Origin of the sequence: Mycobacterium sp. E1386 (genome assembly GCF_001672745.1) — a bacterium.
Classification (GTDB): Bacteria; Actinomycetota; Actinomycetes; order Mycobacteriales; family Mycobacteriaceae; genus Mycobacterium.
In genome coordinates, this window is the sequence record NZ_LZKH01000198.1 from 1 (window position 1) to 25,076 (window position 25,076).

23 protein-coding genes, 1 tRNA gene and 2 pseudogenes are annotated in these 25,076 nt (G+C 68.5%); 13 read left to right on the plus strand and 13 right to left on the minus strand.

Translation table 11 applies throughout. The annotated features are described in order from the left end of the window. A pseudogene (locus A5709_RS20045) lies at positions 1 to 445 on the minus strand (methyltransferase); the annotation flags it as partial. Between the two features lie 32 nt (positions 446 to 477). Here A5709_RS20045 and A5709_RS20050 point away from each other — a divergent pair. From A5709_RS20050 to A5709_RS20060, 3 genes are all read left to right on the plus strand, one after another. Beyond that, the gene (locus tag A5709_RS20050) at positions 478 to 1,311 is read left to right on the plus strand and encodes a class I SAM-dependent methyltransferase (RefSeq protein WP_231987018.1); all 834 of its coding nucleotides are present in this window, start codon (positions 478 to 480) and stop codon (positions 1,309 to 1,311) included. Beyond that, positions 1,311 to 2,129, plus strand: coding sequence for a serine hydrolase (locus A5709_RS20055; protein WP_068121877.1), 819 nt, complete (start codon positions 1,311 to 1,313; stop codon positions 2,127 to 2,129). The genes A5709_RS20050 and A5709_RS20055 overlap by 1 nt, the downstream gene beginning before the upstream one ends. 140 nt (positions 2,130 to 2,269) lie before the next feature. Next, a complete protein-coding gene (locus A5709_RS20060) occupies positions 2,270 to 2,782 on the plus strand; it encodes a DUF3145 domain-containing protein (RefSeq protein WP_055405156.1) in 513 nt (170 codons plus the stop codon). Positions 2,783 to 2,848: 66 nt separating this feature from the next. Here the strand turns inward: A5709_RS20060 and A5709_RS20065 are convergent, their stop codons facing one another. Both A5709_RS20065 and A5709_RS20070 read right to left on the minus strand, forming a co-directional pair. Then, positions 2,849 to 3,766: a diacylglycerol kinase gene (locus tag A5709_RS20065; RefSeq protein ID WP_068121880.1), complete on the minus strand. Its 918-nt coding sequence runs from the start codon at positions 3,764 to 3,766 to the stop codon at positions 2,849 to 2,851. Next, positions 3,763 to 5,343, minus strand: a complete 1,581-nt coding sequence (locus A5709_RS20070) for an FAD-binding oxidoreductase (protein ID WP_369827385.1) — start codon at positions 5,341 to 5,343, stop codon at positions 3,763 to 3,765. Before A5709_RS20070 ends, A5709_RS20065 begins: the two co-directional genes overlap by 4 nt. 47 nt (positions 5,344 to 5,390) lie before the next feature. Between A5709_RS20070 and A5709_RS20075 the strand changes: the two genes are divergently transcribed. The 3 genes from A5709_RS20075 to A5709_RS20085 all read left to right on the plus strand — a co-directional run bounded on the left by A5709_RS20075 (position 5,391) and on the right by A5709_RS20085 (position 9,129). Continuing rightward, positions 5,391 to 5,966: a TetR/AcrR family transcriptional regulator gene (locus A5709_RS20075; RefSeq protein WP_067947383.1), complete on the plus strand. Its 576-nt coding sequence runs from the start codon at positions 5,391 to 5,393 to the stop codon at positions 5,964 to 5,966. Further along, positions 5,963 to 7,507, plus strand: coding sequence for a glycerol-3-phosphate dehydrogenase/oxidase (locus tag A5709_RS20080; protein ID WP_068121887.1), 1,545 nt, complete (start codon positions 5,963 to 5,965; stop codon positions 7,505 to 7,507). The genes A5709_RS20075 and A5709_RS20080 overlap by 4 nt, the downstream gene beginning before the upstream one ends. 62 nt (positions 7,508 to 7,569) lie before the next feature. After that, complete coding sequence (locus tag A5709_RS20085) at positions 7,570 to 9,129, plus strand: FAD-dependent monooxygenase (RefSeq protein ID WP_068121889.1); 1,560 nt, start codon at positions 7,570 to 7,572, stop codon at positions 9,127 to 9,129. Between the two features lie 87 nt (positions 9,130 to 9,216). On the opposite strand, the gene A5709_RS20090 is transcribed toward A5709_RS20085, so the two are convergent. The 7 genes from A5709_RS20090 to aceE form a co-directional block, all read right to left on the minus strand. Continuing rightward, positions 9,217 to 10,638 (minus strand): acyl-CoA carboxylase subunit beta, encoded by a 1,422-nt coding sequence (locus A5709_RS20090; protein WP_067947389.1) that lies wholly within the window; start codon positions 10,636 to 10,638, stop codon positions 9,217 to 9,219. Between the two features lie 47 nt (positions 10,639 to 10,685). Continuing rightward, complete coding sequence (gene kasB / locus A5709_RS20095; RefSeq protein WP_068008235.1) at positions 10,686 to 11,939, minus strand: 3-oxoacyl-ACP synthase KasB; 1,254 nt, start codon at positions 11,937 to 11,939, stop codon at positions 10,686 to 10,688. Between the two features lie 81 nt (positions 11,940 to 12,020). After that, complete coding sequence (kasA, locus tag A5709_RS20100) at positions 12,021 to 13,271, minus strand: 3-oxoacyl-ACP synthase KasA (protein WP_067947394.1); 1,251 nt, start codon at positions 13,269 to 13,271, stop codon at positions 12,021 to 12,023. Then, entirely contained in the window at positions 13,268 to 13,612 is a 345-nt protein-coding gene (gene acpM / locus A5709_RS20105; RefSeq protein WP_066949723.1) for a meromycolate extension acyl carrier protein AcpM, read from the minus strand. The genes kasA and acpM overlap by 4 nt, the downstream gene beginning before the upstream one ends. 81 nt (positions 13,613 to 13,693) lie before the next feature. Beyond that, positions 13,694 to 14,602 carry an ACP S-malonyltransferase gene (locus tag A5709_RS20110; RefSeq protein ID WP_068008232.1) on the minus strand — a complete coding sequence of 303 codons (909 nt, stop codon included), beginning with the start codon at positions 14,600 to 14,602 and terminating at the stop codon, positions 13,694 to 13,696. Positions 14,603 to 14,739: 137 nt separating this feature from the next. Then, positions 14,740 to 16,068 carry a CdaR family transcriptional regulator gene (locus A5709_RS20115; RefSeq protein ID WP_067947398.1) on the minus strand — a complete coding sequence of 443 codons (1,329 nt, stop codon included), beginning with the start codon at positions 16,066 to 16,068 and terminating at the stop codon, positions 14,740 to 14,742. A 173-nt stretch (positions 16,069 to 16,241) separates the two neighbouring features. Continuing rightward, positions 16,242 to 19,034 (minus strand): pyruvate dehydrogenase (acetyl-transferring), homodimeric type, encoded by a 2,793-nt coding sequence (gene aceE, locus A5709_RS20120; RefSeq protein WP_068008229.1) that lies wholly within the window; start codon positions 19,032 to 19,034, stop codon positions 16,242 to 16,244. A gap of 185 nt (positions 19,035 to 19,219) precedes the next feature. On the opposite strand from aceE, the gene A5709_RS20125 reads away from it, so the two are divergent. From A5709_RS20125 to A5709_RS20140, 4 genes are all read left to right on the plus strand, one after another. Beyond that, positions 19,220 to 19,801, plus strand: coding sequence for a hypothetical protein (locus tag A5709_RS20125; protein WP_067947402.1), 582 nt, complete (start codon positions 19,220 to 19,222; stop codon positions 19,799 to 19,801). A 92-nt stretch (positions 19,802 to 19,893) separates the two neighbouring features. After that, positions 19,894 to 20,316, plus strand: a complete 423-nt coding sequence (locus A5709_RS20130) for a DUF3052 domain-containing protein (RefSeq protein ID WP_068008227.1) — start codon at positions 19,894 to 19,896, stop codon at positions 20,314 to 20,316. Then, positions 20,316 to 20,777 (plus strand): peroxiredoxin, encoded by a 462-nt coding sequence (locus A5709_RS20135; RefSeq protein WP_067947403.1) that lies wholly within the window; start codon positions 20,316 to 20,318, stop codon positions 20,775 to 20,777. Before A5709_RS20130 ends, A5709_RS20135 begins: the two co-directional genes overlap by 1 nt. 46 nt (positions 20,778 to 20,823) lie before the next feature. Further along, positions 20,824 to 20,898 (plus strand) — tRNA-Val (locus tag A5709_RS20140). 25 nt (positions 20,899 to 20,923) lie between these two features. Here the strand turns inward: A5709_RS20140 and A5709_RS20145 are convergent. Beyond that, positions 20,924 to 22,204 (minus strand): NRAMP family divalent metal transporter, encoded by a 1,281-nt coding sequence (locus tag A5709_RS20145; protein ID WP_197500908.1) that lies wholly within the window; start codon positions 22,202 to 22,204, stop codon positions 20,924 to 20,926. Positions 22,205 to 22,292: 88 nt separating this feature from the next. Here A5709_RS20145 and A5709_RS20150 point away from each other — a divergent pair, with 88 nt between their 5' ends. Beyond that, entirely contained in the window at positions 22,293 to 23,414 is a 1,122-nt protein-coding gene (locus tag A5709_RS20150) for an epoxide hydrolase family protein (protein ID WP_068121894.1), read from the plus strand. Here the strand turns inward: A5709_RS20150 and A5709_RS20155 are convergent. Continuing rightward, complete coding sequence (locus tag A5709_RS20155; RefSeq protein ID WP_068008267.1) at positions 23,411 to 24,235, minus strand: oxygenase MpaB family protein; 825 nt, start codon at positions 24,233 to 24,235, stop codon at positions 23,411 to 23,413. The genes A5709_RS20150 and A5709_RS20155 overlap by 4 nt on opposite strands. A gap of 93 nt (positions 24,236 to 24,328) precedes the next feature. Between A5709_RS20155 and A5709_RS28180 the strand changes: the two genes are divergently transcribed. Beyond that, positions 24,329 to 24,481, plus strand: a complete 153-nt coding sequence (locus A5709_RS28180; protein WP_156673139.1) for a hypothetical protein — start codon at positions 24,329 to 24,331, stop codon at positions 24,479 to 24,481. A 123-nt stretch (positions 24,482 to 24,604) separates the two neighbouring features. Then, on the plus strand, positions 24,605 to 24,853 hold the full coding sequence (locus A5709_RS20160) for a hypothetical protein (RefSeq protein ID WP_369827386.1): 249 nt from the start codon (positions 24,605 to 24,607) through the stop codon (positions 24,851 to 24,853). Here the strand turns inward: A5709_RS20160 and A5709_RS27695 are convergent. Further along, a pseudogene (locus A5709_RS27695) lies at positions 24,786 to 25,076 on the minus strand (cobalamin biosynthesis protein); the annotation flags it as partial. The gene A5709_RS20160 and the pseudogene A5709_RS27695 sit on opposite strands and share 68 nt — an antisense overlap.

Genomic DNA, 25,076 nt, shown 5'->3' on the forward strand with positions numbered 1-25,076 from the left:
AGACCACGCCGCTCTGCTCGGCCATCAGCGCGTGGAACCGGGGGAACTCGCTGTAGTGCAGGCCGCCGCCCTCGCGGAAGCAATCGATGATCTTCTGTTCGACTTCGGCGAGCTGCGGGACGAACAGGGCCACCAGGGCCAGGTTGTCCGGCCCGGCGGCACGGGTCAGCACGCCGGCGCGGTGCGCGGGCAGCGAGTAGGTCGCGGAGTCGGGGTCGTAGTCGACGACGCGCCCGGTCGTCATGCCCGCCAGCCACTCGCGCACGTAGCGCTCGTTGAGACCGGCCGCTTCGGCGATCTGCGCGCTGGTTGCGGCGGCCAGCCCCGCCATCGTGTCCAGCAGACCGGTCTGGTGCCCGATGCTCAGCAACAGCGTCAGGCTGGCCCCGTCGATGGCCGCGGCGATTCGTCCGGCGAATTCCTCACCGGTCTCAGGTGCCGTCATGCTCAGCGACGGTACACCGTAGGTTGGTGGCCATGAGTCAGACAGTGCGCGGCGTGATTTCACGAAAAAAGGGCGAGCCCGTCGAGCTGGTGGACATCGTCGTCCCGGACCCCGGACCGGGCGAGGCCCTGGTCGACATCATCGCCTGCGGGGTGTGCCACACCGACCTGACTTACCGCGAGGGCGGCGGCCTGCACTACAGCGAGTTCCCCCGGTTCCACGCGCTGATGGCCGAGCAGAGCGGCGTGGTCTACGACAACGCGTTGGTCGATGTGGTGCTGCCGCTGGTCGACGGCCTCGTCGAGCGCCTGCGCTCGGGCGCCGACGTGGCGGACTTCGGCTGCGGCAGCGGGCATGCGGTCAACGTGATGGCGCGGGCGTTCCCGGCCAGCCGCTTCACCGGCATCGACTTCTCCGACGAGGCGATCGCCGTCGGCGCCCGCGAGGCGACTGACCTCGGCTTGGCGAACGCGACCTTCGAGAGCCACAACCTGGCGGAGCTGGACAGGCGGGACGCCTACGACGTCATCACGGTGTTCGACGCCATCCACGACCAGGCCCACCCGGCGCGGGTGCTGGAGAACATCCACCGCGCCCTGCGGCCCGGCGGCGTGCTGCTGATGGCCGACATCAAGGCGTCGAGCCGGCTCGAGGACAACGTCGGCATCCCGATGAGCACCTACCTGTACACCACGTCGCTGATGCACTGCATGACGGTGTCGCTGGCGCTGGACGGCGCGGGGCTGGGCACCGCCTGGGGGACACAGCTGGCCACCGCGATGCTCGGCGAGGCCGGGTTCGACGACGTGCGGGTGGCCGAGATCGAGTCGGACCCGATCAACAACTACTACATCGCTCGGAAATGATGGCGGCCCTCGACGCGCTGGCTGATTGGCCGGTCGAGGCCGCCGCCGCGGCGGTGATCGGACCCGATGGGGTGCTGGCCGGCCACGGGGACACCGAGCGGGTGTTCGAGCTGGCCTCGGTGACCAAGCCGCTGGTGGCCCGCGCAGTGCACGTGGCCGTCGAAGAGGGTGTCGTCGACCTGGACACCACCGCCGGCCCGCCGGGCGCCACGATCCGCCACCTGCTGGCGCACGCGTCAGGCCTGGCCCTGCACAACGATCACGTGCTCGCCGCCCCGGGAGCGCGGCGCATCTACTCCAACCACGGCTTCACCGTGCTGGCCCAGGTCGTCGAGCGCGAATCCGGCATCGAGTTCGGCCGCTACCTGGCCGAAGCGGTCTGCGAACCGCTGGGCATGGCCGCCACCCGGCTGGACGGCGGCGCGCCGGCCGCGGGGTTCGGGGCCACGTCGACGGTGGCGGACCTGGCGGCTTTCGCCGTCGACCTGCTGCGCCCGTCCACCGTGTCGGCCGAACTGCACGCCGAGGCGACCACGGTGCAATTTCCCGGTCTGGACGGTGTGTTGCCCGGCTACGGCGTGCAGCGGCCCAACGACTGGGGGCTGGGTTTCGAGATCAGGGGCGCCAAATCGCCGCACTGGACCGGCGCCCGCAACTCGCCGCGAACGTACGGCCATTTCGGCCAGTCGGGCGGTTTCATCTGGGCAGATCCCGAACGTGACCTGGCGCTGGTGGCCCTTACCAACCGCGATTTCGGGGAGTGGGCGCTGCGGCCCTGGCCGGCGATTTCCGATGCCGTGATAGCCGAATTCGGCTGATGGAAAATGCACACTAGCGCAACACGGGTATCACAAGGCACAATAGACACGCACGACACACAAAATAGTTAGCAGATCCTGCTTGTAGGTCCGCCAGGTCGTTGGGGAAGACGTCCCTCGCGGAACCGAAGGAGCAGGATATGCGTGCGTCGAATCAATTCGCCGACGTCACCACGGGCGTGGTGTACGTGCACGCCTCGCCGGCAGCGGTATGCCCGCATGTCGAGTGGGCGTTGTCGTCGACCCTTGGGGCGAAGGCGAACCTCACGTGGACGCCGCAGCCGGCCATGCCCGGACAACTGCGCGCGGTCACCAACTGGGTCGGACCGGTCGGCACCGGCGCCAGGCTGGCCAATGCCCTGCGCTCCTGGTCCGTGCTGCGGTTCGAGGTCACCGAGGACCCCAGCCCCGGAGTGGACGGCCAGCGGTTCAGCCACACCCCGCAGCTCGGCCTGTGGAGCGGGGCGATGAGCGCCAACGGCGACGTCATGGTCGGGGAGATGCGGCTGCGGGCGCTGATGGCGCAGGGCGCCGACACCCTGGCCGCCGAGCTGGACACGGTCCTGGGAACGGCTTGGGACGACGCCCTCGAGGCGTACCGCGACGGCGGCGAGGTCGGCGAGGTGACCTGGCTCAGCCGGGGAGTCGGCTAGCTCTCCGGAGACCATTAGGCGACCGCCGAATTTGATATCGCGGGCGATATCAAATTCCGCGAGCTGCTATTGGTCGTCGGCTCGGCGCAAAACCCGTAGCGCGCCCGGAACCGCGCTGATCTCCGCGGGCAGCGGGCAGGCGAAGTCGCCGTCGGCGTAGACGTTGATGCCCGGGCACTCGATGTGCACGGACTTGGCCCGCGTCGTGCTCACCTCCGAGAGATTGACGTGGGTGCCTTTCATCACGGTGGGGAACAGGCGGACCAGCTTCGTCCGCGACGCGGAGTGCACCATGGTGATGTCGAGCAGGCCGTCGGTGTGATCGGCGTGGGGACAGATCAGCATGCCCCCGCCATAGCTGCGGGTGTTGCCGAAGGCGGCCAGCGTCATGTGGGCGTCGATCTCTCGCGTCCCGTCCAGCACCATGCGAAACGGCAACAACCGCAACTGCGATAACTCGGCGAGCATCGCGAGGTAGTACCGCAACCGCCCGTCCGGCCAGGTCATCCGGTTGGCCCGGTCGGTCACCAGGGAGTCGAATCCGGTGGCCGCCACGGTGCCGAACCACTTGTCGACGCCGCTTTCGCCGCGAATCCGGCCCAGGTCGATGGTTTCGGTGCAGCCGTCGACGATGATGTCCGCGGCTGCTTCCGGATCCTTTGTGGGGAGCCCGAATTCGCGAGCGTGGTCGTTACCCGTTCCCGCCGCCACGATGCCGATAGGGATGTCGGTGCCCGCGAGCACTTGCAGCGCGTTGGAGACGACGCCGTCGCCGCCGGTCACCATCACCGCGTCGGCACCCTTTTCCAGTGCCGCGCTCACCAGGTAGCGCGCGTCTTGCGCGTCGTCGCCGATGATCTCGACGACCTCGACGCCGTGGTGGTGCAGCCGCGCGATCGCCCGCTCCGCCGCCCGGATCGCGGCGCCGTGCCCGGAGACGGGATTGGTCAGCGCGATCACTTTCGCGATCTCGCGCCGGTTCATGGAATCAGCTTGCCGGGATTGAGGATTCCGGCCGGGTCCAGGGTCGCCTTGACCGCGCGTAAGACTTGCACCCCCAGCTCGCCAACCTCGTCGGCCATCCAGGGCCGGTGGTCGGCGCCGACCGCGTGGTGGTGGGTGATCGTGCCGCCGGTGGCCATGATCGCGTCGCACGCCGCCCTTTTCGCGGCCTGCCATTGTTCGATCGGGTTGCCGCGCTGGCCGGCGACGACGGTGAAGTACAACGACGCACCGGTGGGGTAGACGTGCGAGATGTGGCACATCACCAGCGCCGGTGTGCCGGTCTCGGCCAGCGCCTCGGTGAGGGCTTGCGTTACAGCGGCTTTGAGCGCAGAAATATTGGACCAGTCGGTGGCGGTCTCCAGCGTCTCGCAGAGCGCGCCCGCCGAGAGCAGCGAATCGCGCAGATACGGCGCGCCGTACCGGCCGTGTTCCCACGCCCGCGCCGGCGCTGCGCCCAGCGACGTTGCGCCGTGCGCCGCCAGCAGGGCGCTGGTTTCGGCGTGCCGGCTCTCGACGTGCTCCTCGGTGCCCTCGAACACCGTGATCGCCAGGCAGCCGCCGGTGATCTGACTTTCGCCGATCGACTCGGTGGTGGCCAGGTTGACTCCCGTCTCGGCCTCGTCGGAAAGCCGGATGACGGTGGGGCCGGTGGCAGTCTGGGTGACGGCGCGCAGGGCGGCGGCCCCGGTCTCGAAATCGGGGAACGACCACGCTTCGTGGCGAACGGCTTCCGGGACGCGGTGCACGCGCAGCCGCACCTGGGTGATGACGCCGAAGGCGCCCTCGGAGCCGATCATCAGCTGGCGCAGGTCGGGGCCGGCGGCGGACTCGGGGGCACGCCCCAGGTCCATGGTGCCCACCGGGGTCACGACGCGCAGGCCGCGCACCATGTCGTTGAACCGGCCGTAGCCCGCCGAGTCCTGCCCGGACGAGCGGGTCGCGGCGAAACCGCCGATGGTCGCGTATTCGAAGCTCTGCGGAAAATGCCCGAGCGAAAAGCCTTGGGCGCCAAGCAAACGCTCCGCGTCCGGACCGGTGACGCCGGCTTCGAAAACGGCCTGGCCGGACACTTCGTCGAGGGAGATCAGCCGATCGAGGCGGCGCAGGTCGAGGGACACCACGGCTGGGAACTCACCGCGAATGGGATCCAAACCGCCGACCACGCTGGTGCCGCCGCCGAACGGAACGACGGCGATGCGGTGGTGGGAGCAGTAGCGCAGGACCGTGGCGACGGCATCCTCGTCGCCCGGCAGCAGGATGGCGTCGGGCGCGTCCTGCACGCCCGCGTCCTTGCGGCGCAGCAGGTCGATCGTGGACTTGCCGCCGGCGTGCAGCAGCCGATCCCGGTCGTCGGTGCGACAATATGCGGCGCCGACGAGCTCGGCCAGCGCGTCGCGATGCGCCTGCGCCAACGCCGACGGGCGCACGCGCACCTGATCGAGTTCGAGTTCGGCCGCGGCGGAATCCTCCACGCCCACAGCCTGTTTCAGCAGCGCCCTGATCCCCTCGGAGAGCGGCTTGGCTGCGGCGGGATCTCCCCACGCGTTCCATTTCATCGGGGGCAGGAGGCCCTCGGGTTGCGTCATGCGTTACAGTATTACACATGCTGTCAATCAGTAACGCTCAAGCGCCGGTGGACACGGGAGAGCGCATCCTCGCGGCAGCGGCCAGCTGTGTGGTCGATTACGGGGTAGACCGGGTGACCCTCGCCGAGATCGCCCGGCGGGCGGGCGTCAGCAGGCCGACCGTGTACCGGCGCTGGCCGGACACCCAATCGATCGTGGCGGCGCTGCTGACCCGGCACGTCACGGAGGTGATGCGGGACGCGCCCCTGCTCGGTGACGACCGGGAATCGCTTGTGCGACAGATCGTTACGGTGGCCAATCTGTTGCGCCAGGACCGGCTCGTGATGTCCGTGCTGCATTCCGAGCTCGCGCCGATCTACATCACCGAGCGCCTCGGGACCAGCCAGCACATGCTGATCGACGCCCTCGCCGCCCGGCTGCGAGTCGCCCAGCGCAACGGCAGCGTGCGCGCCGGTGACCCGGTCCAGATGGCGACCATGGTGTTGCTGATCGCCCAGTCGACCATTCAGTCGGCGCAGATCGTCGAACCGCTCCTGGACGCCGAAACGCTGGCCGGCGAACTCGCCTACTCGCTGAACGGGTACCTGTCGTGATACCCGACCCCACCGCGCTCAACGCCGCCCGCCGCACGGCCGACCTGACGGCGCTGGCCGACGGCGAACCGCTGGACGTCATCGTGATCGGTGGCGGCATCACGGGAGCCGGCATCGCTTTGGATGCCGCGTCGCGCGGATTGCGGGTGGCGCTGGTGGAAAAGCACGACCTGGCCTTCGGCACCAGCCGCTGGAGTTCCAAGCTGGTGCATGGCGGCCTGCGCTACCTGGCGACCGGCAACGTGGGGATCGCCCGGCGCAGCGCCATCGAACGCGGAATCCTGATGAGCCGCAACGCCCCTCATCTCGTTCATGCGATGCCGCAACTGGTCCCGTTGCTGCCGTCCATGGGACGGGGCAAGCGCGCGCTGGTGCGCGCCGGATTCCTGGCGGGGGACGCGTTGCGGGTGCTGGCGGGCACGTCGTCGTCGACGCTGCCGCGGTCGCGTCGAATCGGGCCCGAGCGCGTCGTGCAGATGGCGCCCACCGTTCGGCGTGACGGCCTGGATGGCGGCCTCCTGGCCTACGACGGGCAGTTGATCGACGACGCCCGGCTGGTCACCGCGGTCGCCCGCACCGCGGCGCAGCACGGCGCCCGGATCCTGACCTATGTGGCGGCCTCGAACGCCACCGGCACCTCGGTGCGGCTGACCGACCAGCGCACCGGGCAGTCGTTCGATGTCTCGGCCCGGGCGGTCATCAACGCGGCCGGGGTGTGGGCGGCCGAGATCGACGGCCTGTTGCGGCTGCGACCCAGCCGCGGCACCCATTTGGTGTTCGATGCCGAGGCTTTCGGCAATCCCACTGCGGCGCTGACGGTTCCGATACCCGGCGAGCTCAACCGGTTCGTGTTCGCCATGCCCGAGCAGCTCGGCCGGGTTTACCTGGGACTGACCGACGAAGATGCTCCCGGGCCGATCCCGGACGTGCCCACCCCGTCGGCGGACGAGGTCGCGTTCCTGCTGGAAACGGTCAACACCGCGTTGGGGGTCGCGCTCGGCCCCGCCGACGTCATCGGGGCGTACGCGGGCCTGCGGCCGCTGATCGACACCGGGGAGGGCCGCACCGCCGACGTCTCGCGCGAGCACGCCGTCGTCGAGTCGGCGTCGGGGATCATCAGCGTGATCGGCGGCAAGCTGACCGAATACCGCTACATGGCACAGGATGTGCTGGACCGGGCGATCGGCCTGCGGCACCTGCGCGCCGCGAAGTGCCGGACCCACGACCTGCCGCTGATCGGCGCGCCCGGCAACCCGGGGTCGGCCGGCTCGGGCTCGGTCGCCGGGTTGCCGGCGTCGCTGGTGCGGCGCTACGGCGCGGAGGCGGCAAAGGTCGTCGCCGCCGCCGGCTGCAAGCGCCCGGCCGAGCCAGTGGCCGAGGGCATCGACGTCACCCGGGCGGAATTCGAGTACGCCATCACCCATGAGGGCGCGCTGGACGTCTCGGACGTCCTGGATCGGCGGACGCGCATCGGATTGGTCGCGTCCGATCGCGAGCGCGTGGTGGCGGTGGCGGAGGAGTTCGTCGCGCGGTTCGGTTAGCGGGTCGCGGTGGCACTGAATGTGACTGTCAATTCTGAATGACAGCGACTATCATTTTGTGGATGACGACCCTCCGCGTTCCCGTGCTCATCGTCGGTGCCGGCGCCGCCGGCCTGGCCACCTCGGCGCTGCTGGCCAAACACGGAGTGCGCTCCCTACTGGTGGAGAAGCGGCGGGAGATCTTCATTTATCCGAAGGCCCGCAATCTGAGCTTCCGCACCCTGGAAATCCTGCGCGGCCTGGGACTCGGCGACGAAGTACATGCGGTCGCCGACCACGTTTCGACCATGATGGTCAGGCCCACGCTCAACAGCGCCGAGGAACGACTGGCCATCGACGTCAACTCGATCTTCGCGGGACTTGACGCGCTCAGCCCGGAGCCCGCCGCGCAGTACTGCCCGCAGAGCAGGCTGGAGCCGATCCTGCTCGCCGACACCCGCCGACGGGGTAGCGAGGTGCGGTACGGGACGGAAGTCGTGTCGCTCGAGCAGGACGGGGCGGGCGTCACCGCCGTGGTCCGCGACCGCGACACCGGGGAGTCCGAGACTGTCCACGCCGACTACCTCGTCGCTGCCGACGGCGTGCACAGCCCGGTCCGGAACTGGCTGGGCATCACCACGTCCGGTCATGGCGCATTACCGATCTTCGTCGTGTTCATTTACTTCCGCGCGCCCTGGACGAAGTTCGTGTCGCAGTTGGCCGACGGGGATGCCGTGCAGGTCAAGAACTCTGATGTTGATGGCATCTTTCTGTTGGTCGACGGCGAGCTAGGGATGTTCATCACCACGTACTTCCCCGCCACCGGGGAGACCTCGGAGCAGTTCACCCCGCAACGCTGCCGCGATGTGCTCACCAAAGCGATCGGCGAGCGGATCGATATCGACGTCATCGAGGTCGCGGCCTGGCAGCCCTACGAGCAGGTGGCCGACCAATTCGAATGTGGTCGAACCTTTCTCGTCGGCGATTCGGCGCACACCATGCCGCCGTTCAAGGCGGGGGGAGCCAACACCGCCATCCAGAGTGCGCACAACCTGGCCTGGAAACTGGCCGCCGTGGTGGACGGGACCGCCGATCCGGCACTGCTGGACACCTACCAGGCCGAGCGGCACCCGGTGGGGCGGTTCGCCGCCCGGCAGTCGCTGACCGGCCCGACGGTGGCCGTGCTGTCCCCGGGCGGGGAGGTCCCGCAACTGCCGGCTGACGAGGAGTGCTCGATGTTCGAACTTCTCATCGGTTACCGATACCGCTCGGCCGCGGTGGTGAGCCTCGACGGGCCTGCGGTCGATTCGGACGCCGTGCAGCTCGTGGGGGAGTTACGCGCTCAGCCCGGCACCCGGGTTCCGCACGTGTGGGTGCGCGACGGCGTGTCGACGCTCGACCTGCTGGGGCCCGGCTTCACCGTGCTGACAGGCGACGAACGCTGGTGTGCCGCCGCAGCTTCAGTGTCGGTAGCCGCCCACCGCATCGATAGCGACGAGTGGGCGGCGGTCACCGGACTCACTCCCGAAGGCGCGCTGTTGATCCGCCCGGACGATTTCGTCGGCTGGCGTGCCGATGCGCTGCCCGCGGACCCGGAAGGCGAACTGCGCCAGGCGCTTACGAAGATCCTCTGCAGATCATGACCGCCCTGCCGTATTCGATAGCGCCGGTGATATCAAATCCGTGGGTCGCCCAATGGTGGGAGAGCGGTGCGGCGGCGCCGGTGGGACTTACAGCGGAATGTTCTTGTGGCGCCCGCGGCGTGCCGGCGCCTGGGCCAGCGCCTCGGTGAGCTTGCTGCGGGTGTGCGAGGGGTCGATCTTCTCGTCGACCACACCGATCTCGATGGCGCTGTCCACGCCGCCGGCGATCTTCTCGTGCTCGGCGGCCAGCTGGTCGTGCAGCGCTTCGCGCTCGTGATCGGCCGCGGCGGCCAGCTTCTTCTTGTGCAGGATGCCGACGGCGGCCTTCGCGCCCATCACCGCCACCTCGGCGTCCGGCCAGGCGTACACCTTGGTCGCGTTGAGCGAGCGGGAGTTCATCGCGATGTAGGCCCCGCCGTAGGTCTTTCGGGTGACCAGTGTGACGCGCGGAACCGTGCACTCGCCGAACGCGTGCAGCAGCTTGGCGCCGCGACGCACCACGCCGCCCCACTCCTGGTCTACGCCGGGCAGGTAGCCGGGAACATCGACGACCACGATCAGCGGGATGCCGAACGCGTCGCACAGGCGCACGAATCGTGCTGCCTTCTCGGCGCTTTCGGAGTTCAGGCAGCCACCCAGCCGCAACGGGTTGTTGGCCAGGACGCCCACCGTGCGGCCGGACAGCCGGCCCAGCCCGATCACCATCGACGGCGCCCAGTTGGCCTGGAACTCGTCGAACGGCGTCTCGTCATCCAGGATCGCGGTCACGATCGGACGTACGTCGTAGGCCCGCCGAGCCGATTCGGGCAGCAGCGCGTGGATATCGGTGTCACCGGCCTCGGCCCTGCTGCGGTCGAAATGACCCTGCTGGCAGAACAATCCGACCAGGCGGCGGCCACGCTCGTAGGCGTCGAGCTCGTCGTCGGCGACGATGTGGCACACGCCGGACTTCTTGTGGTGGGTCTCCGGGCCGCCGAGGGATGCCATGTCGACGTCCTCACCGGTGACGCTGCGCACCACGTCGGGCCCGGTGACGAACACCCGGCTTTCTGGCGCCATCACGATGACGTCGGTCAGCGCGGGGCCGTAGGCCGCACCCCCGGCGGCGAAACCGACGACCACCGAGATCTGCGGGACATATCCGGACGCGCGAATCATCGCCTCGAACACCGTCCCGACCGCGTGCAACGCCTTGACGCCCTCGGCCAGGCGCGCCCCGCCGGAGTGCCAGATGCCCACGATGGGGCTCTGCTCCTCGATGGCGGTGTCATAGGCGTTGACGATGTGGGCACAGCCCTCGACGCCCATGGCACCGCCCATCACGGTCCCGTCGGTGCAGAACGCGATGGTCCGCACGCCGTTGACGGTGCCCGACGCCGCAAGCACACCCGAGCGGTCACGCTCGTGCAGCAGCTCGACGCTGCCCTCGTCGAAGAAGTTGCTCAGACGCAGCAACGGGTCCCTGGGGTCGAGCGACTCGCCGACCGACGCGGGGGCCATGATTGTCATCGCAGGTCTCCTTGTTTCCGGTGTGCTCTCTGGTGAGGAAGCGCTGATCAGTACCGCCCGAAGGCGATGGCGACGTTGTGCCCGCCGAATCCGAACGAGTTGTTGATGGCGTACTGGTAGTTGCCCGGCCGCGGCTTACCCGCCACCACGTCCAAATCGATTTCGGGATCCTGGTTTTCGAGGTTCAGCGTCGGCGGAACGACCTGGTCCCGCAGGGCGAGCACCGTCAGGATCGACTCGACCGCACCCACCGCGCCGACGGAGTGACCCAGAGCCGCCTTGGGTGCGTACACCGCCGGCTTGTGGCTACCCAACGCGTTGCCGATCGCCTTGCTCTCCGCGACGTCACCCACCGAAGTGCCGGTGGCGTGCGCGTTAACGTGGTCGATGTCGCCAGGAGTCAGGCCGGCCAGCTGAATCGCCCGGCTCATCGCATACCCGGCCCGGAGCCCGTTGGGATCCGGCGCCACCATGTGGTAACCGTCCGAAGTGATGCTGGCACCCATGATCCGGGCCAGGATGTTGGCCCCACGAGCCTTGGCGTGCTCCTCGGTCTCGATCACCATGAGCGCGCCCGCCTCGCCGAACACGAAGCCGGTGCGATCCCGGTCGAACGGGCGGCACGCGCCCGCCGGGTCGTCGTTCTTCGTCGACATCACGATGCGCATCTGGGCGAAGGCCGCGATCGGCACCGCTTCGATCTTGGTCTCGACCCCACCGCAGATAGCGATGTCGGCCTCACCGAAAACGATGTTGCGCCAGGCCTGGGCGACACCCTCGGAACCGGACGCGCACGCCGACACCGGCGTGATCACGCCGGCCTTGGCGTGCCGTTCCAGGCCCACCGCCGCGGCGGCGCCGTTGGGCATGTACTTCTGCACACCCAGCGGAGAGACGGCCTTCATGCCACGGGCGCGCATGTCGTCGTAGCTGAAGACCATCTCCTCCGACGAGCCCAGGCCGGTGCCGATCGACACCAGCAAGCGGTCGGAATCGACCTCCGGCGAGCCGGCGTTCTCCCAGACCCGTCGGCTCAAGATGGTGGACATCCGTTGCAGATAACCCGTCCGGCGCAGCTCGACGCGGGTCATCTGACTGTCGAATTCCTCTAACAGGTGCCCGCCGATCTTCACCGGCAGGTCGAACTCCTCGACGAACGGGTCCTCGAGCCTGCGGATACCACTTTGGCCGTCCAGCAACAGCTTCCAGGTGTTTTCGGCGTCAGTGGCCAGCGCGGTCGTCATGGCGACGCCAGTGACGACCACGTTCGGGAGTGTCTTCCCGGTAACCAGCTCTGTCATGGGTCTTGCGAACGTTCCTTCCGTACTTGTCCGGTTCCTCCTCGGGCCGCTTGCGGCCCGCGTCGTCACCGGACATCGTGCTCAGTACCGCCCGAAGGCGAGCGCCACGTTGTGACCACCGAAGCCGAACGAGTTGTTGATCGCGTAACGGAAATCGCCGTAGCGAGGTTCGCCCGCGACAACATCAAGGTCGATCTCAGGGTCTGGCGTTTCGTAATTCAGTGTTGGCGGTATCACGCCGTCCCGAAGGCTCAATACCGTGAGAACAGATTCCAGCGCGCCGACCGCGCCGATGGAGTGGCCCAGCGCCGACTTCGGCGCGTACACCGCTGCTTGCTCGCAGCCGGCGACCCGGATGGCGTTCGCCTCGGCTGTGTCGCCGATCGGCGTCGCCGTCCCGTGGGCGTTGACGTGGTCAATGTCCTTGGGGGACAAGCCAGCCAACTCGAGTGACCGTTGCATCGCCCGGCCGGCGCGCACGCCGTCCGCCGCCGGCGCGACCATGTGGAACGCGTCCGACGTGATGCCGGCACCCATCAACCGGGCCAGCGGCTTGGCGCCGCGGGCCTTGGCGTGCTCTTCGGTCTCGATGATCATCAAGGCCCCGGCCTCACCGAACACGAAGCCGTCGCGGTCCTTGTCGAACGGCCTCGATGCACGCTCGGGCTCGTCGTTGCGAGTGGACATGGCCCGCATCATGGAGAACGCCGCGATGGGCAGCGCCTCGATGGGACCCTCGACACCGCCGCAGACGGCGAAGTCGGCGTCACCCATTGCGATCTGGCGCCACGCGTGCGCGATCGCCTCCGAGCCGGACGAGCACGCCGACACCGGGGTGATCACCCCGGCCCGGGCGCCCAGCTGCAGGCCCACCACCGCCGCGGCGCCGTTGGGCATGATCATCTGAACGGCCAGCGGCGACACCTTGCGGGGGCCACCCTCGTTCATCAGGTCGTAGCTCTCCACGATCCGCTCGGCGCCACCCAGACCGGTGCCGACCACGACCGAGAACCGGTCGGGGTCGACCTCCGGGCTGCCGGCGGATTCCCAGAGCTGAGTGCTGAGCATCTTGGCCAACCGTTGGACGTAGGACATACGCCGCAGGTCGAGCCTGCTCATGTGCTCGTCGATGGGCTCCTTGAGGTGACCGCCAATCTTGACGGGCAGGTCCCACTTGGTGACGAACTCGTCTTCGAGTACGTGGATGCCGCTTTCGCCGGCCAACAGACCCTTCCACGTGCTCTCGATGTCCGGCGCGATCGATGTCGTCGCCGTGACGGCGGTTACCACAACGCTGGGGTAACCGCCATTGGCAGTGGAAGGCTTGCTCACTTGTCCGCTTCCAGCCTCGCCTTGACGTTGGCAACGGCGTCGGGGTTCTCCGACTCCAGCTTGGCGCGCAGCGCTGCGGCGGCTTCGGGGTCTTCTTCCTCGAGCTTCTGGATGTAGGCGACGACGTCACCGACGGTGCGCAGACCGGCGAGGTCCTCGTCCGGGATCTTCACGCCGTACTTGTCCTCGGTCTGCACCGCGATCTCAACCATCGACAGCGAGTCGATGTCCAGGTCGTCGACGAACGACTTCTCCGGGGTGACCTCGGACGGCTCGATACCGGTGACCTCTTCGATGATCTCCGCAATACCGGCAATGATTTCTTCTTGAGTGACGGCCACAGCCTCTTCCCTTCGTAATGTGTTGTGTTGATCGAACAGAATGTTCTTTAGAGCGGTATGTGGTTGTACTGGAAGCGGCTTTTAGAGTTCGGCCAGTGCGTCCAGGTCTGCGGGTGCTTTGACGGCGCGGGTCGTAACCCCCCGAAGTTCGCGTTTGGCGATTCCGGTCAGAGTGCCCGCAGGGGGGAACTCCACCGCCGCCGTGATTTCCCGGTCACGCATGGTGGCCGTGCACAGGTCCCAGCGCACCGGCTGGGTGAGCTGAGCGACCAGCGCGTCCATCGCCGCCGCCGCCGAGGCGACGGGCTGCCCGTCGCGGTTGGACAGCAGCGTGGCGGTGGGCTCGGCGGTCGCGACCGCGGCTGCCGCGGCGGCGTAGCGGTCGAGGGCCGGAGCCATGTACTTGGTGTGGAACGCCCCGGCCACCCCGAGGGCGCGGACGCGGGCCTTGGCCGGCGGGTCCTCGGCCAGCTTCTCCAGCGCCGTCAGCGGGCCGGCGGCGACGATCTGGCCGACGGCGTTGCGGTTGGCGGGGAACAGGTCGAGCTGCTCGAGGCGGGCCAACACCTCGGCCTCGTCACCGCCGAGCACCGCGGACATGCCGGTCGGCTCGATGGCACAGGCCTTGGCCATTTCGGCGCCGCGGGTGGCGGCCAGCGCGACGGCGTCATCGGCGGCCATCACACCGGCGATCGCGTAGGCCGCGATCTCGCCGACGGAGTGGCCGGCCACGATGAGTTCCGCGGACGACAGCAGGCCGCGCTTGGTGAGCTCCTGGTGGGCCAGCAGGGTGGCCGCCACGACCAGGGGCTGGGTGACCGCGGTGTCGGTGATCTCCTCGGTCGACGCGGTGGTGCCCAGCCGGACCAGGTCGAGGCCGCTGGCCTTCGACCACAGGTCGAGCTGGTCCGCGGCACCCGGCAGGTCGAGCCACGGCGAGAGCATCCCCTCGGTCTGCGAACCCTGTCCGGGCGCAAGCAATGCGATCACGTGTTTAAGAGAACACTGTGGAAACGGTTTTGGCGGGTGTAACAGATTATGAACCTCGTCTTAGGTTTTTGTGTAGTCCCCACAAAATAGCTCCGTAAGCTACATGTTCGATACCGCGCCGCGATCTGTGGCCTGGGTCACTGTGCCTCGGATTGACCCCCAATAGCGGCCCTGACCGGCAGCGGAACCGGCGGCATCGCGTTGGTGCCGACGCTAGCGGGAGCGGTGGGGTAGTTGAGCTGGCCAACCGTCGCCGCCACTCGCAGCACATACGCGTCGCGGGGCTGCGTGGGATCGCGCCCCGTGAAGTCGGTGACCCGCTTGAGCCGGTAGCGGACGGTGTTTGGATGAACGAACAACTTTCTGGCACAAGCTTCAATCGCGCCGCCACAATCTAAGTAAGCGTCAAGGGTCTCGATGAGCGTGGGGCCCGCCGCGGCCAACGGCCCCATGACGTCGGTGTGCAACGCCACGATCGCCGAGGCGTCCCCCATCAGGGCGCGTTCGGGCAGGAGTTCGCGCGCCGGCACGGGGCGGGGCGCCCCCCGCCAGCCGCCGACGGCGTTCATCCCGGAGATCGCCTCGCTGGCGCTGTGGTAGGCCGCGGTCAGCATGGGCGCCGTCGGCCCGATGACCACCGGGCCGTCGGAGAACGCCTCCAGCAAGTCGCCGAGGAATTTGTCGGTGGGCGACAGTTGGCCCGATACGACAGCGACCAGCCAGGTGCCGTGCACATCGGTGAGGGCGGCGCGGCCGTGCCGGGCGGCGATGTCGCGGACGTGCTGGCTGGCCCGCTGGTCGTCGCCCGGTCCCGTCGATCCGCCGGGGCCCGGCGCGGGGACCCCGACCACGACCGTCGCGGGGGCGGTGGTGTCCCAGTTGAGCGCCGCGGCCCGGGACAACAGCTCCGGGCCGGTGTCGCCGCGGACCACCGCGTCGACGACGCTGGCCTCCATCCGGCTGTCCCAGGTGCCGCGCGCCTCGGCCGCGTTCGCGTAGGCCGAGGCCGAGGTGAAGGCCAGGTCGCGGCTGTACTTCAGGACGCCCACGGTCAGGGCGGTCAGCTGCTCTTCGGAGCGGGCCACCAGCGGCAGCACCTCTTCGAAGAACTCCATGGTGACGCGCACCATGTCCACGCTGTGCCGCAACGCGATCCGGCGGGCGAGGTCCTGGGGCACCAGCTCGAAGGCCTGCGCGGTGTAGCTGACGTTGCTGTGGGGGTCCTGCATCCATTCGACGAAGTTGTTGATCGCCGTTTGCACCACCAGGGCGACGCTGGCCCGCTGGGAGGCCTCCAGGTCGGCAAAGAACGGCAACCGGTCCTGCATCACCGAGACCGCCTCGGTGGCCAGCCGGCCGGAGTACTGCTTCAACCGGCGCAGGACCGAATCCGGCACGGTGTCCAGAAGTTCGAGCGGCGACCGGGGCTGCTTGGCGAAGGGGCCGGCGAACGGGTTGTCATTCACCCCTAAAACCTACGCCACTTTTTGGAAGTTACCGCCAAAGCGTCGGCGAGGTGCGCTGTGCGCCGCGGTCGAGTGTGCGGCCAGCCGCACGCTCGACGCCGAATGTGCGGCTGGCCGCATGCTCACGTCCCGCCGCCCGGCTGGCCGGGCGCTCGCGTCCCAGCGAAACCCCGCTACGTGGCCGTCCCCGCCTCGGCGCTCTGCCCGCGGGCGGCCTGCACGTCATCGATCTTGTACTGGCGGGCGGCCGCGACCGGAACCGAGGGGTCGATTTCGCCGTCGCGCGCCAACGCTTCCAGCACCGCGACCACCTGCGACTCGGCGTCGGTGTTGAAATAGCGGCGCGCGGCGGGCCGGGTGTCCGAGAAACCGAACCCGTCGGTGCCCAGGGTGACGAAGGTGCCGGGCACCCATGGCCGGATCTGCTCGGGGACGGCGCGCATCCAGTCCGACACGGCGATCACCGGGCCGGCGGCGTTCGACAGGGCCTGGGTGACGTAGGCGGTCCCGGCGGGCCGGTCGGGGTGACGCAGCTTCGCCCTCTCGACGGCCACGCCGTCGCGGTTGAGTTCGCCCCAGCTGGTCACCGACCAGACGTCGGCGGCGACGTCCCACTCGGCGGCCAGCATCTCGGCCGCCCGCAGCGCGTCCGGCATGGCGACGCCCGAGGCCAGGATCTGGGCGGTGTTCGCGCGCTGTTCGGTGGCGGCGCGGTAGCGGTAGATGCCCCGCAACACGCCCTCCGGATCGAAGTTCTCCGGCTCCGGCGGCTGCACGTACGGCTCGTTGTAGACGGTGATGTAGAAGTACACGTCTTCGGGGTTGTCCCCGAACATCCGCGCCAGCCCGCTTTCGACGATGTAGGCGATCTCGTAGGCGAAGGCCGGGTCGTAGGCGACCACCGCCGGGTTGGTGCTGGCAAGCAGCAGCGAATGGCCGTCGGCGTGCTGCAGACCCTCGCCGGTCAGCGTGGTGCGCCCCGCGGTGGCCCCGAGCAGGAAGCCGCGGGTCATCTGGTCGGCCGCGGCCCACAGCCCGTCGCCGGTGCGCTGGAAGCCGAACATCGAATAGAAGATGTAGATCGGGATCATCGGCTCGTTGTGCGTCGCATATGACGTGCCGGCCGCGATGAACGAGCCCACCGAGCCCGCCTCGTTGATGCCCTCGTGCAGGATCTGCCCGACTTCGCTTTCCTTGTAAGCCAGCATCAGCTCCGCGTCGACGGCGGTGTACAGCTGGCCGAGGCGGTTGTAGATCTTCAGCGACGGGAACCACGAGTCCATGCCGAACGTGCGCGCCTCGTCGGGAATGATCGGCACGATTCGCGGGCCAACCTCCTTGTCCCGCAACACTTCCTTGAAGGTGCGCACGGTCGCCATGGTGGTGGCGACCTCCTGGGTGCCCGAGCCCTTCTTCAGCGCGGAGTAGATCTCGCGCCCGGGCAGCTTGAGCGCCTTGGCCTTGGTGCGGCGCTCGGGCAGAAAGCCGCCGAGGGTGCGGCGACGGTCGAGCATGTAGCGGATCTCCGGCGCGTCAGGGCCGGGGTGGTAGTAGGGCGGCAGGTAGGGGTCCTCGTCCAGCTGCGCGTCGCTGATCGGGATCCGCATGGAGTCGCGGAACCACTTAAGGTCTTCCAGCGCAAGCTTTTTCATCTGGTGCGTGGCGTTGCGGCCCTGGAAGTGCGCGCCCAGCGAGTAGCCCTTGATGGTCTTGGCCAGGATCACCGTTGGCTGGCCCTTGTGGTCGACGGCGGCGCGGTAGGCGGCGTACACCTTGCGGTAGTCGTGGCCGCCGCGCTTGAGATTCCAGATCTCGGAATCGGTCATGTTCTCGACGAGCGCCTTGGTGCGCGGGTCGCGCCCGAAGAAGTGGTCGCGCACGTAGGCGCCGTCGTTGGCCTTATATGTCTGGTAGTCGCCGTCCGGGGTGGTGTTCATCAGGTTCACCAGCGCGCCGTCGCGGTCGGCGTGCAGCAGGGCGTCCCACTCGCGGCCCCAGACCACCTTGATGACGTTCCATCCCGCCCCGCGGAAGAACGACTCCAGTTCCTGGATGATCTTGCCGTTCCCGCGCACCGGCCCGTCGAGGCGCTGCAGGTTGCAGTTGATGACGAACGTCAGGTTGTCCAGGCCCTCGAGCGCCCCGACGTGCGCCAGCCCGCGGCTCTCCGGCTCGTCCATCTCACCGTCGCCCAGGAAGCACCACACGTGCTGGTCGGAGGTGTCCTTGATGCCCCGGTCGTGCAGGTAGTGGTTGAACCGCGCCTGGTAGATGGCGTTGAGCGGGCCCAGGCCCATGGACACGGTGGGGAACTCCCAGAAGTCGGGCATCAGGCGCGGGTGCGGGTAGGACGGCAGCCCACCGCCGGCATGGCTGTGTTCCTGGCGGAAGCCATCGAGCCGATCCTCGCTGAGCCGCCCTTCGAGGAACGCGCGCGCATAAATCCCGGGGGACGCGTGGCCCTGGATGAAAATCTGGTCGCCGCCGCCGGGATGCGATTTGCCCCGGAAGAAGTGGTTGAAGCCGACCTCGTACAGCGCGGCCGACGAGGCGTAGGTCGAAATGTGGCCGCCCACGCCGACTCCCGGGCGCTGGGCGCGGTGCACCATGATGGCGGCGTTCCACCGGATCCACGCCCGGAAGCGCCGTTCGACGTCCTCGTCGCCGGGGAACCACGGTTCCAGTTCCGTCGGGATCGTGTTGACGTAATCGGTTGACGTGAGTGACGGGATGGCCACGCGCTGGTCGCCGGCCCGTTCCAGCAGCCGCAGCATCAGGTACCGCGCCCGCGCCGGCCCGGAGCGCTCCAGCAGTTCGTCGAACGACTCCAGCCACTCCGAGGTCTCTTCGGGGTCGATGTCGGGCAGGTACGACGCGACGCCTTCGCGAATCACCCGAACGCGGTCGGGTTCGCTTGCGCTGCTAGGGGTTTTGGCCAGATCGTGGCGTGCGAACTCGGTTGTCAACGCACTGCTCCTGTAGTTGGCGGGGCTTGTGCCCTCGGGGTGCTGCGCACCGTCTCCCTCTATCGTGCCGCACCGGCGTCTGGCGGGGCTAGCCGACGTCGGGTAGCTGGCACGGGTTCACCCGGCCGACACGAACTCGTGCGTAGCGGGACGATCGGCAAAGCCAACCGGTAACGTCAGGAGCCGTGCTCATCGGATGGCGTGCCGTACTTGCGGGGAGCTTTCCCAGGCGAGGCGCTCTGGCGCTCGGGTGTATCGCGGCGACGCTGATGGGGATCGTGGGGTGTACCACCGTCACCAACGGCACGGCCGGACCCGACACGCAGGTGGCCCCGGCTTATCGGCAGTCGGTGTCCGCGTCGGTGTCCGCGTCGTCGGCGACCTCGCGGGTCCGCGAGTCGCAGCGGCAGCAGTCGCTGACCACCCGGGCGGTGCGCACCTCGTGCGACAACCTGGCCACGACGAGCAAGGACGCGATCGACAAGGTGAACATCTTCGTCGGCGCGTTCAACGCGGGCCGCGGCACCGGTCCCACGGAGGGCCCCGCCATCGACGCGCTGAACAACAGCGCCGACACGGTCAGCAACAGCTTCAACGATGCGCTGTCCCAGCAGCTGAAGGACGCGTTCAACTCGTATATCGACGCGGCCCGCGGGGTGGCCAACGCGATCGGCACCCACGCGGCGACGGGGGAATTCAACCGGCGGGTGGACCGGCTCAACGACGCCAAGACGAAGGCACTCAAACTTTGCCTGGCGTCCTTCTGAGGCGCCTCGTGAGGCGCGGGTGTCGACGCGGTTGAGGCTGTGCGACGATAATCCCCATCGCACGGCGCTGGACGGTTTAAGGAGGCTCCACGGTGGTCGCGGCGGATAACGCCTCGAGCTACGCTCGCAAACTGGGCATCCAACGAGACCAAGTTGTCCAGGAATGGGGCTGGGACGAGGACGCCGACGACGAAATCCGCGCTGACGTGGAGGACGCGTGCGGCGCCGAGTTGCTCGACGAGGACACCGACGAGGTGGTCGACGTCGTCCTGCTGTGGTGGCGCGACGGGGACGGCGACCTGGTCGACACCCTGATGGACGCGATCGGCCCGCTGGCCGAGGACGGCGTGATCTGGGTGCTGACGCCCAAGACCGGCAAGCCCGGCCACGTGCTGCCCGCCGAGATCGCCGAGGCCGCTCCCACCGCCGGCCTGATGCCGACCTCCTCGGTCAACCTGGGCGACTGGAGCGCCAGCCGACTGGTGCAGCCGAAGTCCCGAGCCGGGAAGCGTTGATGCTGCCCGTCGGCGCCACCGCCCCGGACTTCACACTGCGCGACCAGAACCAACAGCGGGTCAGCCTGAGCGCCTACCGCGGCGCCAAGAACGTCCTGTTGGTCTTCTTCCCGCTGGCCTTCACCGGCATCTGCCAGGGCGAGCTGGATCAGCTTCGCGATCACCTGCCCGACTTCGAGAACGACGACAGCGCGGCACTGGCCATCTCGGTGGGACCGCCGCCCACGCACCGGATCTGGTCGCTGGAGAGCGGATTCACGTTCCCGGTGCTGTCAGACTTCTGGCCGCACGGAGAGGTCAGCCAGGCCTACGGCGTATTCAACGACGAGGCCGGCTACCCCAACCGCGGCACCTTCGTCATCGACCGTTCCGGCGTGATCCGGTTCGCGGAGATGAAACAACCCGGCGAATCCCGCAACCAGCGGCTGTGGACCGACGCGCTGGCGGCTTTGCGGGGCTGAGAGTTTTGGGTACTCGGGCGTTGTGCGTGTAGCCTGCCTCGGGCACGGGCGCGTAGCTCAGTGGTAGAGCTCTGGTTTTACACACCAGCGGTCGGCGGTTCGATACCGTCCGCGCCCACCATCGAACTCGTCGGCATTCATTTTGGTCACGGCCCGACGATCAGCGACGCGATCAGGGCCAGGGCGCACACGCCCATGATCGCGACGATCGCCCATCCCATCACGTTGGCGAACCCGTTGTTGGTGTGCCGCCCCATGATTGCCCGGTTGTTGCCGACCAGCGTGATCATCGCCATCAAGGGCGGGGCAAGCACGCCATTGACCGCGGCGGCGTAATACAGCATCCGGAACGGGGGAATCCCGATGAAGTTCAGCCCCACGCCCACGAGCGTGGCCAGGGCGATCACCACGTAGAAGGCGCGCGCCTCGCGGAATGTGTAGCCCAGGCCCGCTTTCCAGCCCAGCGCTTCGGACAGCGCGTAGGAGGCCGAGCCGCTCAGCGTCGGCACGGCCAGGAAGCCGACGCCGATGATCCCCACCGCGAACAGCAGATAGGTCAGATCGCCGGCCAGCGGCCGCAGGGCCAGTGCCGCCTGGTCGGGGGTGTCCACCGACACCACGCCCGCCGGGTGCAGCACGGACGCGCAGGTCAGGATGATGAAGAACTGCACGATGTTGGAGAAGCCCATTCCGACGGCGGTGTCGGCGCGCATGCCGCGGATATCGCTTTCGACCACAACCGGGACGCCCTTGCCGTAGAACTTCATCCGCCCGCGGGCGAAATCCTCCTCGGCCTCCTGGTCGGCCTCCCAGAAAAAGCAGTAGGGCGTGATCGTGGTGCCGAGCACCGCCACGATGTTCAGCGCATAGTCGCGCGACCATTCGAAATGCGGTGTGAACGCGCTGAGCGCCACCGTGGGCCACCACGGATGGTGGACGACGAACGCCGCCACGACGTAGGCCAACAGGCTCAGGCAGACATACTTGAGGAACCGCGCGTAAGCCGGGTAGGGCACTGAAATCTGCAGCGCCAGCGAAATCCCGACGATCACCGCCAACCATGCCAGCAGCGGGGCGTGAACGAGCAACTGACCGGTTGCCGCCATCGCGCCGAGGTCGGCACCGACATTGACCGTGTTGGCGACCAACAGCAGCGACACGGCCACGTAGAGCACGCGGCGCGAATAGTGCTCGCGCAGCACCGCCGCCAGCCCGCGGCCGGTGACCATGCCGATCCGTCCGCAGATTTCTTGGATCGCACCCATGAACGGGTACGTCCATGCGGCCACCCACAGCTGGGCGTAGCCGAATTGGGCACCGGTCTGGCTATAGGTCTGAATGCCCGATGGATCGTCGTCGGACGACCCGGTGACAAACCCGGGTCCGAGAATGTGCCAGGCGGCCGCGGCGCGGGCACGAAGGGACACGCCCGAATGATGGCACATGGCTCGGCTGTCGATCGACTTCTATGGCTCGCCCTGGTGTGGCAGCCTCAGGGGCGTGAATGTCGAACCCGTGGAACCGTTTCGCATCGACGTCCCCGACGACGTCCTGGACGACCTGCAATCGCGGCTGACCCGCACCCGCTGGCCGGAAGCCGAGTGCGTGGACGACTGGAGCCAGGGCATGCCGCTGGCCTACACCCGCGAACTGGCCGGCTATTGGGCCGACGAGTACGACTGGCGCTCCCGCGAGGACGCGCTCAACCGCTTCGACCAGTTCATCACCGAGATCGACGGGCTGGACATTCATTTCGTCCACCACCGGTCGCCGCACGACGACGCGTTCCCGCTGCTGATCACCCACGGCTGGCCCGGCTCGATCGTGGAGTTCCACAAGGTGATCGAGCCGCTGACCAATCCGACGTCCGGGCGCGCCGAGGACGCCTTCCACGTGATCTGCCCGTCGCTGCCGGGATACGGGTTTTCCGGCAAGCCGACGCGCACGGGCTGGGGCGTGCAGAAGATCGCCGAGGCCTGGGAGACGTTGATGCTGCGCCTGGGCTACGACCGCTACGGCGCCCAGGGCGGCGACTGGGGCGCCGCCGTGACCACCCAGATCGGCCGGAACGGCGGCCACTGCGCGGGCATCCACCTCAACATGCCGATCGGGCGGCCCACCCCGGAGTCGCTCAAGAACCCGACCGAAGAGGAGCAGCGGGCAATGGCCGCAATGGCCGAGCACCGCGAGTGGAGCACCGGCTATTCCAAGCAGCAGTCCACCCGGCCGCAAACGCTGGGCTACGGGCTGGCCGATTCGCCGGTGGGGCAAATGGCGTGGATCGTCGAGAAGTTCTGGGCGTGGGCCGATTGCGACGGTCACCCGGAGAATGTGTTCACCCGAGACGAGCTGCTGGACAACGTGATGCTCTATTGGGTGAACAACACCGGCGCGTCGTCGGCCCGCCTGTACTGGGAGAGCTTCAGGGTCTTTGGTCAGCTGGGCCGCGTCGAAATGCCCACGGGCGTCGCGGCTTTCCCGGGCGAGCTGCTGAAGACGCCCAGAAGCTGGTGCGAGCCGGTCTACAACATCACGCACTGGACGACCATGGAGCGCGGCGGGCACTTCGCCGCGTTCGAGCAGCCCGAGCTGTTCGTCGAGGACGTGGGCGCGTTCTTCGCGACGGTGCGGGCCTAGACGATCCGCCGGCCGCGCCGCGCCCGAAAACGCATGTCCCACAAGTAGATCTGATATCCGAGGAGCCAGATCCCGTGCGGCAGGAAGAGGTCTGCCAGCCGCAGCGCGGACAGCAGCCACTCGAACCGGCGCTGTTGGCCGGGGGACCAGTCCAGCTGCATCAGCGCGCGAAACTCCGGAGCCAAAAACCCCGTCGTCGCAAAGAGGTTGAACGGCCCCGCCAAGACTCGCAACGGCCACGGCAGGAACGCCAGCGACGCCACGCCGCGCAGATGCTCCCGTACCGGAGGGTCGATGCGCAGCTCGTCGAGCGTGTGCTTCCAGTACTCGTCGAACGCCGCCCGGTCCGGCGGCCACATGCGATCGGGCACCTGCAGCGTGGTGGCCAGCCGCTTGGCGTCGAGGTAGACGGCGTCGGCGGTGGCCGGATCATTCGGGTCGAGCGGGCCGTGCAGGAACTCGTGCTGGTCGATGAAATAGCGGTACAGACACGAGGCCACCCACAGCTGCAGCTTGGGGTCGAAAGCGTTGTAGGACACCGGGCTTGATGACGTGGATCGGACCTGCCGGTGCGCGATGTCGACGGCGCCGCGGATCAAAGCGCGGTCGGACTCGGTCCCGATCGTGGCGACCGCGAGGTAGGTGCCGGTGGTGCGGGCCCGCTTGAACGGATGCTTGTACACGTTGCCGCTGTCCACCGGGCTTTCCAGCACGCCGTACCCGACGCCGGGTAGGGACAACTGCATGATCACGTTCGCGGCCGGGAGCAGCAGTGCCGCCGGGTTCAACAGGTCGGCGACCCGGGTCGCGGGCCGCTTCATCGCGGACGACGCCATGTCGCTGAGTCAACCATGTACTCCCACGACCGAGGGCCGAGACGTTATAACCGGCCGAAAACGGGCACGCCTGGGCAGATGAGTACCCAATTCGGCGTCTCGGCCTCCGGGCCGCCGCGCCACCGGGCGGCCGTGTCGACGGGCGCCCTCGAATCATCCCTACTGATGTGGTGGGTGATCGGCTTGCTGATCGCCGTGGTGATCGTCGCGGCCGTCTTCGCCATGGCGTAGGCCGCGCCAAGGCTCGTCTGGCCGGCGCGCCCCGTGTGAGACGCTGCCAGGGTGTTGGCGACCCGGACCCGGTTGGCCGGCGTGCTGGCCGGCTACCTTGCCGACGTCGCGCTGGGCGACCCGGTGCGGGGGCATCCGGTCGCGGCCTTCGGGCGGGTCGCCGCCGGTGTGGAGCGGGTGACCTACCGCGACAGCAGGGCCGCGGGGGCGGTGCACGTCGGGGCGCTGGTCGGGGCCGTCGGCTTGCTCGGCGCCGCGCTGCAACGGATCGCCGACCGCGGGGGCCCACCCTGGTCGATCGCCGCCACAGCAGCGGCGCCACCTGGGCGTCGGACGTGTTCTCCGCGATCGATTCCAGCGACGCACGCGTGAGGCCGGCGCCGTCCAGCGTGGCCGGATCGCGCCCGCACAGCGACGGCAGCAGCCGGCGCGCGGCCTCGACGTCCCCGCGTTCCAGCAGTTCCGACATCGCCAAGCCGGTGCGCGCCAACGATGTTCCGCCCACCGATACCCAGGTGGCCGCTGCGGTGGCGGCGATCGACCAGGGTGGGCCCCCGCGGTCGGCGATCCGTTGCAGCGCGGCGCCGAGCAAGCC